Raw genomic sequence first — 14,125 nt, forward strand, 5'->3', positions numbered from 1 at the left:
CCAGAAGGACAACCATGATGGTCACTGTATCTGAAACATACCCAAAAACCTTTTCTCATATTGGTATCTCGGTTCCGGATCTTGATGCAGCTGTTAAGTTTTATACGAAAGTGCTTGGCTGGTATTTAATTATGCCAGCGACAGAAATCACTGAAGACAATTCAGCAATTGGCGAGATGTGCTCCGATGTATTCGGAGTAAACTGGAGAAAATTTCGTATCGCCCATTTATCAACCGGCGATCGGATCGGGATTGAACTGTTTGAGTTCAACAATCAGCAACAACCCGAAAATAATTTTGAATACTGGAAAACCGGCGTCTTTCACTTCTCTGTTCAGGATCCGAATCTGGAAGAACTGGCAGAAAAAATTGTTGCCGCTGGCGGGAAAAAGCGGATGAAAGCCCCCCGCTATTATTACCCCGGAGAAAAGCCATACCGTATGATTTATATGGAAGACCCATTTGGTAATATCATAGAGATATACAGCCACAGCTACGAGCTTCATTATTCCAGCGGTGCATATGGCGCCTGATTTTCAGAGGAAAAACTTATGACACATGCGCTTTTTCAACCCATTCAACTGGGCCATGTTACACTCAAAAACCGGATAGTCATGCCGCCGATGACACGGTCGCGGGCCTCACAACCCGGAAATATAGCCAATGACATGATGGCAAAATATTATGCACAACGAGCCAGCGCCGGATTAATTATTGCCGAAGGCACTCAGATTTCCGCCCTTGGTCAGGGGTATGCGTGGACACCCGGAATCTATACTGCACAACAGATTGAGGGATGGAAAAAGGTGACCAAAGCCGTTCATGACAAAGGTGGGGTTATCTTCGCTCAGCTCTGGCATGTTGGCCGCGTTACTCATCCGGATAATACCGGTGGTGAACAACCCATTTCGGCTTCTGCTATCAAGGCAGAAAATGTTCAGGTCTTTGTCGACAACGGCACTCAAGCCCCCGGTTTTGTGGACGTCGTGACGCCGAGAGAAATGAAAAAAAATGATATAAAGCAAGTCATTGAAGAGTATAGGCAAGCCGCCCTTAATGCAGTGGATGCAGGCTTTGATGGCATAGAATTGCACGCCGCCAATGGCTATCTGATTAATCAGTTCATCGACTCAGGTTCCAATCAGCGTCATGATGAATATGGCGGCTCACTGGAAAACCGGCTGCGCTTTCTGGCGGAAGTTGTGACCGCCGTAACCCGTGCGATTGGTGCTGACAGGGTTGGTGTTCGCCTGGCTCCGTTTACCTCTCTGAATGGCACGATTGACAGTAATCCCGCGCTGACATATACAGAGGCTGCGAAACTGATGAACACCTGTCAGATTGCTTATCTTCATATTGCGGAAGTTGATTGGGATGATGCACCGGAAACACCATTGTCATTCAGGATCGCTGTCAGGGACGCTTATGAAGGCACTTTAATTTATGCGGGCCGTTATACTGCGGAAAAAGCAGAAGCGACGCTCAAAGCAGGGCATGCCGATATGATTGGCTTCGGACGTCCGTTTATTGCCAATCCGGACTTACCAGACCGGCTTAAACACAACTTTCCGTTAGCTACCCACGATGCCGGGACACTCTTCGGTGGCGGAGAACATGGTCTGACTGATTATCCACCGTACAATCCGTCACACAACATGTAATACGATGAGCCCGGGTTCAGGAGGGTAAACAAATTATCCCCGAACGTCTGAAGCAGACACCTGAAATACGCCCAGCGCCCGCTGTTTTGTTTTCGACAACCCGGACGCAACAATACGGTAAGACTCGCGCAGATAATAGCGGAGTTCTTCATCGTACGCTGCGTTGCCGTCAGGCTGCTGAATCCACTTCATTCCCCGGCTGGCAAAATATGGAGCCGGGCGATACCCTTCATGGTCACTTAAAAACTCAAAATTTAAGCCGGACGCTTTAAAGGTTACCGCAGGTAAACCTTCCGGCCCCTGAGCGCCAATGGCGAAGACTTTCCCGCCGATTTTCCAGACATGGGCACCCCGCCATTGCACCACATGCGTGGTTGCCGGGAGTTCACTGCAAAACTGATTGAATTCGTCGTAGGTCATCTGGCTTCCCTTGAGTGACATCTGGTGTGACAAAATTCACATATTTTCTGATACATCCACACCATATTACATTCAAATTACAAAAAATAATGATTCTAATTAAAGTTTAAGATCAATTATTTAACTATTTTTTTCAAATTGATTTCCATCAAAACTATGGGGTTTTTATGTGTTACATTCCGTGACCAGTAAAGTAGCTTATTCGCCCCAAAAAAAGGAAATCTATAATGAAAAAAACACTTTACGGTCTTACACTCCTTGCCTCGCTCATCTCTGCAAATGTCATGGCACATCAGGAAGGTGATTTCTTTATGCGAGCAGGACTCGCTTCAGTTATTCCCAATGACAGCAGTGACAAAATTCTCGGGTCAGATAAGGAACTTCAGGTCAATACAAATACTCAGCTGGGTCTGACCTTCGGTTATATGGTCACGGATAACATCAGTGTGGAACTCCTTGCAGCAACCCCTTTCTCCCATGATGTGTCCACCAATCTTGCAGGTCTGGGAGATATTGGCAAAACCAAGCATCTGCCACCCACGCTGATGGCTGAATACTATTTTGGCGAACCTGATGCAACATTTCGTCCTTACGCCGGCCTCGGTCTGAATTATACCGTATTCTTTGACGAAAAATTCAACGGAACGGGATCTGCGGCAGGGTTATCTGATTTGTCTCTGGATGATTCACTGGGACTGGCTGCAAACATTGGTTTCGACTACCAGCTGGATGAAACCTGGTCTGTCAATGCGTCACTCTGGTATGCAGATATTGATACCACCGCGACTTATAAATTCACTTCGGGCGGTGTCACCACAAGTCATTCCACTGATATCAGCATTGATCCCGTGGTCCTGATGGTTTCTGTCGGATATAAGTTCTGATGTTTCCGCAATCAGATTGTCTGACTTCTGATGATTTTACTGACTTCTGATGATAAAAAAGCAAAGGCCACCGATTTTCAGTGGCCTTTCTCAATATTCAAAAGCAGACTTTATACCAATCTGGAAAATAAACTGATCATCTGGATGTATCTGGTGGAGCAAACATACAAGGGCATGGATGCTAATGCCGATCACTTTAGACTTTAATCGTCGATCAGTTGAATGATCCTGACAGTATGTAAAAATCCGGTAGACACTGTTTACCGGATTCTTTTATGCACGTTTCTCAAGCGCTCGACATCATCAATCACTGGAAACCCAACCAAGTAGAAACTCTGGCTGACTTACTGCCAACAGAACTCATTGAAGAGGCTTACCAACTCACCGATACAGTTACCCTCAGAAAACGAAAACTCACTCTGGAGTCAATGGCATGGCTGCTCGTTGGGATGGCAATATATAATGATAAGTCGATGGCTGACATCGTCAATATGCTCGACATTGTTGATCGAACCGGTAAACCCTTTGTTGCCCCCAGTGCATTAACGAGGAGAAGAAAAGATCTTGGAGAATCTGCCGCCAAAGCTCTGTTTGAATGTACTCAAAAACACTGGACTGACTGCGCTAACTTTCCTGACTGGAATGGTCTGACCCTTTTAGGGGTGGACGGTGTAATATGGCGAACGGAGGATTCTGAAGAAAACGCTCAGGCTTTTGCCAAGCCGACTTACCGGGATGGACAGGAAATGCAATATCCTCAGGTTCGCATGGTCTGTCAGATGGAGCTCAGCAGTCATCTGATTACAGGGAGTGCCTTCGACTCTTATGCTGTCAATGAAATGAAGCTGGCTGAGCAGTTAATCGAAAGCACACCGGACAACAGCTTAACGCTCTTCGATAAAGGCTTTCACTCTCTTGGTCTGTTACATCAATGGAATGCCACAGGAACAAACAGGCACTGGCTTATCCCTTTAAAAAAAGGGCTTAAGTATCAAGTTGCTCAGTCTTTAGGCCGACACGATAAACTGGTTAAACTGAAAAGTAACCCAAAATCCCGTAAGCTCTGGCCTGAGCTTGCACATGAGGTCACCGTCCGTTTAATCACGAGAGTAAAAGACGGTAAGCAATATGATGTCTTAACCTCCATGACGGATCCAATGTTATACCCAAAATCAGATATTGTTGGTCTGTATGAATACCGATGGGAAATAGAGCTTGGCTACCGGGAGCAAAAGCAATATATGCTGGGTAACAGACTCACGCTTCGCAGTCGGTTGCCCGAACTCGTTAGGCAAGAGCTATGGGGTATTCTGCTGACTTACAATCTCGTGAGATACCAAATGGTGCAAATGTGCATGAATCTGAAAGGAGACTACTTACCTTATCAGTTGAGCTTCAACGGCGCTTTAGCCCATATAATGCGCTTATTAGTTGGGCTCCCTTATTCATCTCCAGGCGCTATCCCGGGGCAGTTGAAAAACTTCTACTCAATATGTGAAAGCTTAATCCTGGAGCCCCGAAGACAGAGATCCTTCCCCAGAGTTGTTAAGCCCAAGCCATGTAAATATCCCAGAAAAAGCAGGGCCGCTCACGTTAAGTGAACGGCATTAGGGCATGGATGCCCTTGTTTAAACGTCCATGGATGGCTTGAGCGGTTTGCGGAACCAGATATATCCAGATCAGAAAATGACTTAGAATGGTATTCAAAAACAGGCCAGTTCAAAAACATACTTTCAGAATTCATCCCGCCAAAAGAAAGATTTCAAACATTTGGTTCCGGAACATAAATAATGCCGGATGACGGGCCGGTTAAACTTCCACAAAGCTTGTTTTTTTCGGGAACAGACCCGGATGATTCTGACGCAGGAAGCGCTGTTCTTCAATCATCTGTTTGAAAGTCGGCCCTTCACTGAGCACGAAAACCATTTCGTTCTTTTCCTGACGAAGAATATGACCTTTGATGTAAATTTTACCTGTGGTATGAAGTTCGATATAGCCGGTAATTGTCCGCTGCGCTGTAATCGCTGATTCTCCCATCAGCACACGAATACCACCTTCTGAGAGTTCACTCACTCTGAAGACTTTGCCAAACATATACAAATCCGGCATCAGTTCTTTCACACCGTACCTCAGGCGAAAGTACTTTCTCTTCTGCTGAGACTCCTGATCACTCATTATTAATTACTCCACTTTTTCAAACTGTGAAATTCCCTCTTCGAAGTCATTGTATTTACTGTTATTGCAGACTTGAAGACAGCATGGCGTAAGTTCATTCTGAGATTAAGCGACTCCATCAGATTATGGAAGGAATGTCGCAAAAATACTGTACAAACTTTAGACAATACAACACTAACCGGGACACAAATCAACTCGCGGCAGTATATCGAAAAGCACGGATACCAACAATAGTTGCCAAGTAACATAATGTTAAGGCGGCCTGTCATACCATGGTGTCTTCTGTCCAGTTCAGCTTATGCTGCATGGAATTTACGCCCCATTTAACTTGCGTAAGTATTGACGCTCGGGTCGACCGACACTGCCGTAAGAGACTTCTGCATGCACTTCACCGGTCGACACCAGATGCTCCAGATACCGTCTTGCTGTGGTCCGGCTGGCACCAATCCGCTGCCCCAGCGCTTCAGCCGTAATCTGATGATCCCACGAGGTGAGCACCTGTCTGATTTTATCCAGCGTCAACCCGTCAATGCCTTTCGGCAAACGGGACACTGAGGTCTGCGCGCTTCCGCTTGCCGGATGAAATAGTCCATCGACATCACTTTGCATCAGAGCCGTCATCTGTTGCAGCTTGTCATGGTGAGCCGAATAACCTTCCAGCGCTCGTTTTAACCGCTCAAATACCAGTGGTTTGAGAATATAGTCAAACACCCCACAGGCCATCGCGGACTTCAGGGTACTGACTTCCGTTGACGCCGTAATCATAATGATGTCGGTACGGATATCCTGCGCCCGCCAGGACTTCAGCAGTTCTATCCCGGTCCCTGTCGGAAAGTGATTGTCCAGCAAAACCAGATCCGGCTGAAACACGTCCATTAAATCGTGTAATTCATCCAGACTGTGGGCCACGCCACGGGTTTCAAAACCATCGACACGCTCGACAAAGCGTCGCTGAATCTCCGCATTTTGTTGATCATCATCTGCGATAAGTAATTCAATCATGAGGGTTCTCCCTGGATGTATTCTGTTGCCGGGGATTCCCGGATAACGGTTTTTCTGCAAAATCGTGACAGGTTGATTCATCGCCGTCTTTAGGTAAATAAACCGTAAACCGGCTGCCCTGGCCGTCCCCGACCGGAGACTCAATCGTAATCAGTCCCTGAAAACGGGTGACCAGTGTTTTCACCAGATGCAGGCCAATCCCGTGGCCGGGCTGATGTTTCGTGGTGTAACCATGGTCAAAAATACGTTGCTGCTGCGAATCACTGATGCCCGGCCCTTCATCTTCCACTTCCAGAATCAGTTCGTGCCCTAAATCTGTCATACTGAGTCGCACCTCTCCCTGCTCTCCCCGGTGATGAAATGTGGCTTCGAAAGCATTATCGATAAGATTACTGACAATACTGATGAGCTGACCACGGGGAATCGCAGCCGGAATATCATGGCACTGGCTGTCCGGGTCTATCACCAGCCGCAGGCCCAGTTCCCGTGCCCGGTTAAATTTTCCTAACAGACAGCCCGCCAGCATTTTGTCATCCGTCAGTGCCATGACCTGATGAATAAAACTCTGGTGCAGCTGGGTTTCATGACCAATCAGCGCTAATGCCTTGTCGTAAGACTGAATCTGAATTAATCCGGCAATGGTATTGAGCTTATTGTTATATTCGTGCGACTGGCTTCTCAGCGTTTCGGCGTACTGGCGGATCCGGGTCAGCTTGCGGCTGACCAAATCCACTTCATTCTTCAGGCGAAAGCTGGAAACCACCCCCATGACCTGCCCGTTTTGGCGGAGCGGAATCCGGTTGACTATCAGGTGATGATCGGCCAGCCAGATCTCTTCATCATAATGCGGCTCTCCGGATTGCAGCACATCCAGCATCTCACTGTGCGGGATCACATCCAGAATATGCCGGCCCTGATAACTGACATTTTCATCCAGCTGCAATGCCCGCAAAGCCGCAGAATTAATCAACGAGACTTCCCCTTTTTGATTCACGGCAACGATGCCTTCCCGCATGGTTTCAAGAATGATTTTCTGCTCATGAAACATCCGGCCAATTTGCTCGGGTTCGAGATGAAAAATCGCTTTTTTGAAATGATGGCTGAAACCAAGTGCTGTCAGCACACTGAAAATAAAAAACAGCCCGATGGCCACAAACATGCTGCTCTGATAGGTTTGTACAGTCTGATGAACGGTATCGAGTAAATAGCCAACCGAAACAATACCGGTCACCTGTCCCTGTACATTTTTCACCGGTGCTTTGCCGCGTACAGATAAACCGAGGCTCCCTTCAACCCTTGAAACCGACGGCTGTCCCTGCTGCAACACCAGATCATCGGTCTCACCATCATCATCCCACATTGGATGGCCGACTTTGGCCGCGTTCGGGTGCGCTAAACGAATCCCATGCTGGTCCCCAATCACCACAAAACTCACCTTCGCAACGTCTGCCAGTTCAAGGCTGAACGGCTGCAACTGGTCTGGTTCACCTCCGGCAACGGCCTCACGAATCAGCGGCATATGCGCAATCGTCTGCGCCAGCTGAACCGCCTGACGCCCCATCTGCTCATTAAGCGCCTGATCCAGATAATGCAGGGCAAAATAGCCAAGTCCCACCGTCTGAATCAGAGTAATCGCCCCGAGAATCATAATCATCCGGGTTTTAAATCTGAGCTGACGCAGAGAAAAATGGCGGGGTAAGGCGCGAAAAAACGAAACCATCAACGCAAAATCCATTATCAAAAATGTAACACAAATATTACAAAAACCCGCTTCATCACACTGTGAGCCAGTGAAAGATTCCGCCTGCTTTTTCCGGGGAAAATCCGATCAATCACACACTCTGCTCAATCCCGCCACATTCAACCACTGATACCGGGTGGTGCCTGTCCCTACTATCCCGTTCGGTGTCTGTCCTCAGTATCCATCCACACTATCTCGTCTGTCCCGACAACTCTCTCCGGTGTCTGTCCTCAGTATCTTTATCTCCGGTGCCTGTCCTCACTATCTCTTTTCTTTCACGGTTCAATCTGTGCCGTGAACAATATGAACAAAATACGCAATATCTTTTTTATTCACTTTAGATTTACAAACTATTCACATTCCAAATCTCAAGCTAACTTGTCAGATGAAAACTAAAACAAAGCTGAACAAGGAAGAATGTATGTTGAATCAACTCCGGAGAAAGACCCGTGCCGTGATGTATACGGCCGCTTTATGCTGTGGTGCAATGTCTGCTGCGCATGCCGCGACACACACCATTGATGATGTTCACTTTCTGATCCCGGGCGGCGCTGGCGGCGGATGGGACAGCACCGCGCGCGGGCTGGGTGAAGCCCTGATGAAATCGAAGATTGCCCACACCGTCTCTTTCGAAAATATGTCCGGTGGTGGCGGTGGTAAAGCCATTGCGCACCTGATCAAAGCCGGTAAGCAGGCAGAAGATACCCTGATGATCAACTCAACACCGATCATTATCCGCGCGTTATCCAAAGTTTTTCCGCAATCTTTTCATGATTTAACCCCGGTTGCTGCGGTTGTCGGTGATTACGCTGCATTTGTTGTTTCTAAAAATTCACCCTATCAAAACTTTCAGCAAGTTGTGGAAGCCTACCTGAAAAACCCCCGTTCGGTGACGATTGGCGGCGGTTCTGCCAAAGGCAGCATGGACCATCTGGTGGCGGCAATGGCATTTCAGGCGGCTGGCGGCGATCCGCGCCGGGTGAAGTACATTCCGTATGATGCCGGTGGTAAAGCGATGGCGGCCCTGCTGTCCGGAGAAACGCAGGTGCTCTCAACCGGCCTCAGCGAAGCAATCAATCTGGCTCAGGCAGGCGAAGTCCGCATTCTGGCGATGACCGGTGACACGCGTTCAGCCGTCGCTTCAGAGGTACCAACACTGAAAGAACTCGGTTACGACGCCACTTTTGTCAACTGGCGGGGTGTTTTTGGTCCGCCGGGACTCAGTGACGCTCAGGTGAAACATTATGATGATGCCCTTGCAGCGATGTTTCAAACCCCGGAATGGAAAACCGTCCGTGATCGTTATGGCTGGGTAGACCTGTACAAACCCGGCCCGGAATTTCTGGCGTTCCTCAATGAGCAGGAAACTCAGATTGGTCAGCTGATGAAAACACTGGGCTTCCTGCGTTAACAGGCAGTCCGGCCTTCACTGACCAGGTGTCCGGGGCGGTTGTCAAACAACCCCGGTCACCCCGTTTTACTTTTCCTGTTTTACCGCCTGTCTGGTCCGGAGACGCCCGGACAGGCATGATGAGGAGTCTCATATGACAATCACAAAAGATCATGCAGGCGGACTGTTGTTTCTCTGCTTTTCCCTGTTATACGGATACTACACCCGTGAAATTGCGCTTTTTCCCGGCGATGAATTCGAACCTTTTACCGCACGTTCAATGCCGACGGTGCTTGCCGGACTCGGCATCGTGCTCTCTTTCTTACAACTCATCACGGTGAAGCGTCAGCCTCAGTCCGGTCAGAATCCATGGGCAGGTATTCAGTACACCCAGGCGGTACAGTTACTGGTCCTGATGCTGGTCTTTTCACTGGCACTGCCCTGGGTTGGTTTCCTGATTGCCACCATTGGTTTTCTGATCGCCGGTTACCGGATACTGGGCGAACGTCGTCCCCGGATATTACTGATCGCGTCTGTCCCCTTTGCACTCGGCTTCTGGGTCCTGCTGACTCAGCTGCTGGATATTTATCTTGCACCGGGATGGCTGGCTGAACAATTCATGGGAGGTGTGTGATGTTTGAAGGATTATCCATTGGTTTATCCACGGCCGTGATGCCATTTAATCTGTTAATGGTGGTCATCGGATGTTTTGCCGGAACCTTCATCGGTATGTTACCGGGGCTCGGTCCAATCTCTGCCATCGCACTGATGGTGCCAATCACATATGGCCTCGAACCTTCTTCCGGCATCATTTTGATGGCTGGTGTTTACTACGGGGCCATTTTCGGTGGTTCCACCTCTTCGATTCTGATCAACGCACCGGGTTGTGCGAGTACCGTCGTGACTGCTTTTGACGGCTATCCGATGACCCGCAACAATCAGGCGGGTAAAGCACTGGCACTGGCGGCTTATTCGTCTTTTACCGGCGGTACTGTCGGTGCCATTGTCTTGCTGTTTGCTGCGCCGGCTCTGGCTCAGGTGTCTCTCAGTTTTCAGTCCAGTGACTATTTTGCCCTGATGGTGCTGGGCCTGACCGCAGTCGCCGCATTTTCCGGTAAAGGACAGGTGATCAAAGCCCTGATGATGACGGTGTTTGGTCTGATGATTTCAACCGTCGGTAACGATGTGATGACCGGCATTCCGCGCTTCACCTTCGGCCAGACAGACCTGATTGACGGCATCAGCTTCCTGCTGCTGGCGATGGCTACTTTTGCACTGACTGAAGTCATTTTAGCCGTGATGCGCGGTGAACACCGGCAGAAAGATACGCAAATCAAAATGAGCGATCTGGGCAGTATGAAGCTGTCCAAAGATGAGATCAAACAGGTGATACCGACCATTTCCCGCTCTTCTGTGTTTGGCTTTTTAATCGGTGTTCTGCCCGGAGCGGGCGCAACCATCGCCTCTTTCCTGAGTTACGGTATGGAAAGACACTTCGCCTCAGACAAAGAGAAAGAAAAATTTGGTCATGGCTCACTGCGCGGTCTGGCAGCACCGGAGTCGGCGAATAACGCCGCGTCAACCGGGTCGTTCGTGCCGCTGCTGACGCTGGGTATCCCCGGTTCAGGTACAACTGCGGTGATGCTGGGAGCCCTGATTGCATATGGTATTCAGCCGGGGCCACGTCTGTTTGCCGATAACCCGGATGTATTCTGGTCAGTGATTGTCTCTATGTATTTCGGCAATCTGGTCCTGCTGATTCTGAACCTCCCGCTGATTCCGTATATTGCGAGACTGCTGGTCATTCCAAGACCGATTCTGATTCCGCTGATCCTGTTCTTCTCGATCACCGGCGTCTATCTGGTCAGCTTCAATACGTTCGATATCCAGATGATGGTCCTGATCACGGCGGTAGCGATGCTGTTGCGGTTACTTAATTTCCCGATGGCGCCGATGCTGCTGGGTTTTGTACTCGGAGATATTATGGAGAAAAACCTCAGCCGGGCTTTATCACTGCACGACGGTGGTGTCAGCTTCCTCTGGGAACGCCCGTTAACACTGGCGATCATCTCTCTGGCTGTCGTTGCACTGCTTTATCCGCTGGTCAAACATCTGCTCTCATTCCGGCGGGCGAAGTTGTCGTCCGCGCATTAACTCCCCCTCGGGTCTGCGCAACCGCAGGCCCACCATGCCTGCCCGCCACTCCTGACGGGCGGGCGCTCTCAGCAAAAGAAACCAGCCACATTCATATTCCGTCTGACAATCAAACCACCGGCAGAAACACATCAAACTAATATGCAGTCTGACAATAAAACAACCGTTATTCTGGCTGAATCTCCGTTTTATGCGCAATATATTTTTATGCAATAGACAGCAAATCAAATGAGCAATAAAATATTCTCATTTGAGCGATAAGGAAGATATCAGATGGCACATGTGGCATATATAACAATAAACGGCGAGAAACAAGGGATGATCTCAAGTGGTTGTAATACCAAGGATTCAATGGGTAATAAATTTCAGGAAACCCACACCGATGAAATCACGGTGTTAGCCTGTAAACACCATATGGCCAAGAGCCCTGCACAGCATGGCAAAAGTCATCAGCCAATCATGATTATCAAAAATATCGACAAAGCCAGCCCACTCCTTGCCACAGCATTCGCGAAGCAAGAGCACCTTGACTGCACCATCAATTTCTACCGTACCAATGAACAAGGCTACAACGAAAAATTTTATTCTATTGAACTGAAAAAAGCGCTGATTTCCGGCCTGACTTTTTCTCTGCCCCACACCGTTCAGGCTCATGATCAGGAAATGAATGAAATACTTGAACTGAGTTATAAAGAAATTATCTGGAATCACAATGTATCCGGCACCATGGGCTACGATAACTGGGATCAGGCCGGCTGGCTCGAATAATCCGTTTCCACAGAAAGATTTCAGTCAGGAGGAATCATGTCCGACCCATTTGCCAATATGCAGGAAAATTTTCCATTTTTTCAAAAAATGAATACCAGCCTCGGAACCTGTTCACACCCGGACCGCGCACTTGATGTTGCCAAATATATAATTGGAGAAATGCAGCGAAATGTGAAAAGTACTCAGGCTTACTCGATTAAATTGAGCAATATAGAAGCTACATTTTTACCAGCAGCAAAAATTGCAGCTTATGCTATATGGGCCGAGCGTGTCGGTCCTGGCCAACCATGGGATCACAAGAATAAAATTTCTGGTAATCATGATCTTGATACACATGGTGAATCTACACAGTTTCATCATAAGTATAGAGAGTTTGAATACTTCTATGATATCTGGTCCAATATTCACTATGGCTATGTCGGCAAAGCCTGCCGGTTTTCTGATGCCGAATTACTGGATGGCGCCGGGCTTGCTCAGTTACTCGATGATGCAGTCAAAAAAAATAAATCTATTCAATACAGCCCGTCAATTCCCGGTTTTGGATTCAGAAAATTTGACGACATCACCGACTCGATTTCAGTCAGACTCGGGATTGCGTTATTTCATGACTACCCCGACCCAAACCAAATTACACCGGATATATTGATGAGCTATATTGAAAAAGCCCCTTACCCAATTCGAAAATATTCAAAACTACCCCACCAGTGTAAGGGTCAATAATGAAAAAATATCTGTTACTGATTCTTTGTACCGGATTGCTTTGGGTTTATTACTTTTTTCCGGCTCCCCCTCAGCCGGGCACGAAATTGCCTGAATCATTACTGAACTTAAATAAACAAATGCTCGTTCAGGCAGAAAATACATCTTTAACATTTGGTGATTATTGGATCAATGACCTTAGAAATAAGAAATCTCTGACAAATAATGAAAGACAAATAATTAAGTTGGCCAATCATGCAAATGTTCGTCAGATCATTTTTGATTTCAGGGATCCGATTAGATTCTCTTATTATCCTGATTACTACTATTTTCTGACCGACAAGTTCTATATTTATGCAGCCGATGACTATACCGAAGAAACACAGGTCCCATCGATTAAACAGGCAATAGAGCAATTACAGGATAAAAGTATTTACCATTTCTGTGAACCCGCGGATCATCCGCATTGGTTCCTTTGTGTCAGGCAAGACTAATACACCTCAGTGATGATTTATATGAAGAAAAAAAAGCTGTTACTGATTGCCGGTGCTTTCATACTGTGGGCTTATTATTTTTTTCCGGTTCCTGAACCAAATCCAGAGTTGCCAAAACCACTGCTCAAACTCAATCAGCTACTGTTAAATAAAATAGCAAATTCACCAAAAGCATATGAAGATTATTGGATCAATGATCTCAGTCGTAAAAGAAAGCTGACAGATGTTGAATTTAAAATGATTGAGTTGGCTGATCAGGCTGATATTCATCGGATCCTTTTGTCATCTGCCTCAGCCGTATATTTCACTGATTATTTCTACTACTACTTTACTAACCGTTACTATGTCTATTCCGCTAACGACTATACCGAAGCAACACAGGTTCCATCGATTGATCAAGCCATTGAACAACTGGAAGATAAAAGCATTTACCATTTCTGTGAACCCGCAGATCATCCGCACTGGTTTGTATGTGTCAGTGAGGATTAAGTTGTCTGATTTTACGCAGGTTACCACCCGATGAAAAAATATCTGTTACTGATTCTTACACATTTCTGAAAGCAATAATCATTGGGGGTTGATCACAATTTAATTATATGAAAAGAAATTTCCGAAATATATACCAAGATATTTTCGAGTAATTCAAACATAAAATGTCATGGACTGATTCAGTAAGCTATCAGGTAATTTTTACCTATCAGTGACATTCATCCCAAAAAATACGTGTAGTTTGATAG

Annotated in this window: 15 protein-coding genes; 11 read left to right on the forward strand and 4 right to left on the reverse strand. The window is 47.2% G+C overall.

The features are described 5' to 3' along the window. Positions 1-14 precede the first annotated feature (14 nt). Together OCV29_RS11855 and OCV29_RS11860 are read left to right on the forward strand one after the other, a co-directional pair. Complete coding sequence (locus OCV29_RS11855) at positions 15-533, forward strand: lactoylglutathione lyase family protein (protein WP_073606040.1); 519 nt, start codon at positions 15-17, stop codon at positions 531-533. A gap of 18 nt (positions 534-551) precedes the next feature. After that, positions 552-1,661, forward strand: coding sequence for an alkene reductase (locus tag OCV29_RS11860; protein ID WP_073606041.1), 1,110 nt, complete (start codon positions 552-554; stop codon positions 1,659-1,661). A 33-nt stretch (positions 1,662-1,694) separates the two neighbouring features. Here the strand turns inward: OCV29_RS11860 and OCV29_RS11865 are convergent, their stop codons facing one another. Beyond that, a complete protein-coding gene (locus tag OCV29_RS11865) occupies positions 1,695-2,081 on the reverse strand; it encodes an MmcQ/YjbR family DNA-binding protein (protein WP_073606042.1) in 387 nt (128 codons plus the stop codon). A gap of 227 nt (positions 2,082-2,308) precedes the next feature. On the opposite strand from OCV29_RS11865, the gene ompW reads away from it, so the two are divergent. Both ompW and OCV29_RS11875 read left to right on the forward strand, forming a co-directional pair. Beyond that, complete coding sequence (ompW, locus tag OCV29_RS11870) at positions 2,309-2,965, forward strand: outer membrane protein OmpW (RefSeq protein WP_073606043.1); 657 nt, start codon at positions 2,309-2,311, stop codon at positions 2,963-2,965. Between the two features lie 275 nt (positions 2,966-3,240). Further along, the gene (locus OCV29_RS11875) at positions 3,241-4,566 is read left to right on the forward strand and encodes an IS4 family transposase (RefSeq protein ID WP_261887323.1); all 1,326 of its coding nucleotides are present in this window, start codon (positions 3,241-3,243) and stop codon (positions 4,564-4,566) included. Between the two features lie 208 nt (positions 4,567-4,774). Here OCV29_RS11875 and OCV29_RS11880 read toward each other — a convergent pair whose 3' ends face one another. The 3 genes from OCV29_RS11880 to OCV29_RS11890 all read right to left on the reverse strand — a co-directional run bounded on the left by OCV29_RS11880 (position 4,775) and on the right by OCV29_RS11890 (position 7,862). Continuing rightward, positions 4,775-5,140 carry a hypothetical protein gene (locus OCV29_RS11880; protein ID WP_073603241.1) on the reverse strand — a complete coding sequence of 122 codons (366 nt, stop codon included), beginning with the start codon at positions 5,138-5,140 and terminating at the stop codon, positions 4,775-4,777. Positions 5,141-5,452: 312 nt separating this feature from the next. Beyond that, on the reverse strand, positions 5,453-6,142 hold the full coding sequence (locus OCV29_RS11885; RefSeq protein ID WP_073603240.1) for a response regulator: 690 nt from the start codon (positions 6,140-6,142) through the stop codon (positions 5,453-5,455). After that, the gene (locus tag OCV29_RS11890) at positions 6,135-7,862 is read right to left on the reverse strand and encodes an ATP-binding protein (protein ID WP_084193286.1); all 1,728 of its coding nucleotides are present in this window, start codon (positions 7,860-7,862) and stop codon (positions 6,135-6,137) included. The genes OCV29_RS11885 and OCV29_RS11890 overlap by 8 nt, the downstream gene beginning before the upstream one ends. 442 nt (positions 7,863-8,304) lie before the next feature. On the opposite strand from OCV29_RS11890, the gene OCV29_RS11895 reads away from it, so the two are divergent. From OCV29_RS11895 to OCV29_RS11925, 7 genes are all read left to right on the forward strand, one after another. After that, entirely contained in the window at positions 8,305-9,294 is a 990-nt protein-coding gene (locus tag OCV29_RS11895; protein WP_073603238.1) for a tripartite tricarboxylate transporter substrate binding protein, read from the forward strand. 133 nt (positions 9,295-9,427) lie between these two features. After that, positions 9,428-9,907, forward strand: a complete 480-nt coding sequence (locus OCV29_RS11900) for a tripartite tricarboxylate transporter TctB family protein (RefSeq protein ID WP_073603237.1) — start codon at positions 9,428-9,430, stop codon at positions 9,905-9,907. After that, a complete protein-coding gene (locus tag OCV29_RS11905; protein ID WP_073603236.1) occupies positions 9,907-11,427 on the forward strand; it encodes a tripartite tricarboxylate transporter permease in 1,521 nt (506 codons plus the stop codon). The genes OCV29_RS11900 and OCV29_RS11905 overlap by 1 nt, the downstream gene beginning before the upstream one ends. A 273-nt stretch (positions 11,428-11,700) precedes the next feature. Next, a complete protein-coding gene (locus OCV29_RS11910; protein WP_073603235.1) occupies positions 11,701-12,195 on the forward strand; it encodes an Hcp family type VI secretion system effector in 495 nt (164 codons plus the stop codon). Between the two features lie 36 nt (positions 12,196-12,231). Next, on the forward strand, positions 12,232-12,915 hold the full coding sequence (locus OCV29_RS11915; RefSeq protein WP_073603234.1) for a polymorphic toxin type 44 domain-containing protein: 684 nt from the start codon (positions 12,232-12,234) through the stop codon (positions 12,913-12,915). Continuing rightward, on the forward strand, positions 12,915-13,388 hold the full coding sequence (locus OCV29_RS11920; RefSeq protein ID WP_073603233.1) for a hypothetical protein: 474 nt from the start codon (positions 12,915-12,917) through the stop codon (positions 13,386-13,388). The genes OCV29_RS11915 and OCV29_RS11920 overlap by 1 nt, the downstream gene beginning before the upstream one ends. 21 nt (positions 13,389-13,409) lie before the next feature. After that, positions 13,410-13,877 carry a hypothetical protein gene (locus OCV29_RS11925; RefSeq protein ID WP_139281551.1) on the forward strand — a complete coding sequence of 156 codons (468 nt, stop codon included), beginning with the start codon at positions 13,410-13,412 and terminating at the stop codon, positions 13,875-13,877. The last annotated feature ends 248 nt before the right edge of the window (positions 13,878-14,125 follow it).

It is taken from the genome of Vibrio aerogenes (assembly GCF_024346755.1).
In the GTDB taxonomy this organism is placed as follows: domain Bacteria; phylum Pseudomonadota; class Gammaproteobacteria; order Enterobacterales; family Vibrionaceae; genus Vibrio; species Vibrio aerogenes.

Bases quoted from the DNA above. Each gene is read 5' to 3' on its own strand.
- OCV29_RS11855 (WP_073606040.1), top strand. From the start codon at position 15: ATGATGGTCACTGTATCTGAAACATACCCAAAAACCTTTTCTCATATT.
- OCV29_RS11860 (WP_073606041.1), top strand. From the start codon at position 552: ATGACACATGCGCTTTTTCAACCCATTCAACTGGGCCATGTTACACTC.
- OCV29_RS11865 (WP_073606042.1), bottom strand. From the start codon at position 2,081: ATGACCTACGACGAATTCAATCAGTTTTGCAGTGAACTCCCGGCAACC.
- ompW (WP_073606043.1), top strand. From the start codon at position 2,309: ATGAAAAAAACACTTTACGGTCTTACACTCCTTGCCTCGCTCATCTCT.
- OCV29_RS11875 (WP_261887323.1), top strand. From the start codon at position 3,241: ATGCACGTTTCTCAAGCGCTCGACATCATCAATCACTGGAAACCCAAC.
- OCV29_RS11880 (WP_073603241.1), bottom strand. From the start codon at position 5,140: ATGAGTGATCAGGAGTCTCAGCAGAAGAGAAAGTACTTTCGCCTGAGG.
- OCV29_RS11885 (WP_073603240.1), bottom strand. From the start codon at position 6,142: ATGATTGAATTACTTATCGCAGATGATGATCAACAAAATGCGGAGATT.
- OCV29_RS11890 (WP_084193286.1), bottom strand. From the start codon at position 7,862: ATGGTTTCGTTTTTTCGCGCCTTACCCCGCCATTTTTCTCTGCGTCAG.
- OCV29_RS11895 (WP_073603238.1), top strand. From the start codon at position 8,305: ATGTTGAATCAACTCCGGAGAAAGACCCGTGCCGTGATGTATACGGCC.
- OCV29_RS11900 (WP_073603237.1), top strand. From the start codon at position 9,428: ATGACAATCACAAAAGATCATGCAGGCGGACTGTTGTTTCTCTGCTTT.
- OCV29_RS11905 (WP_073603236.1), top strand. From the start codon at position 9,907: ATGTTTGAAGGATTATCCATTGGTTTATCCACGGCCGTGATGCCATTT.
- OCV29_RS11910 (WP_073603235.1), top strand. From the start codon at position 11,701: ATGGCACATGTGGCATATATAACAATAAACGGCGAGAAACAAGGGATG.
- OCV29_RS11915 (WP_073603234.1), top strand. From the start codon at position 12,232: ATGTCCGACCCATTTGCCAATATGCAGGAAAATTTTCCATTTTTTCAA.
- OCV29_RS11920 (WP_073603233.1), top strand. From the start codon at position 12,915: ATGAAAAAATATCTGTTACTGATTCTTTGTACCGGATTGCTTTGGGTT.
- OCV29_RS11925 (WP_139281551.1), top strand. From the start codon at position 13,410: ATGAAGAAAAAAAAGCTGTTACTGATTGCCGGTGCTTTCATACTGTGG.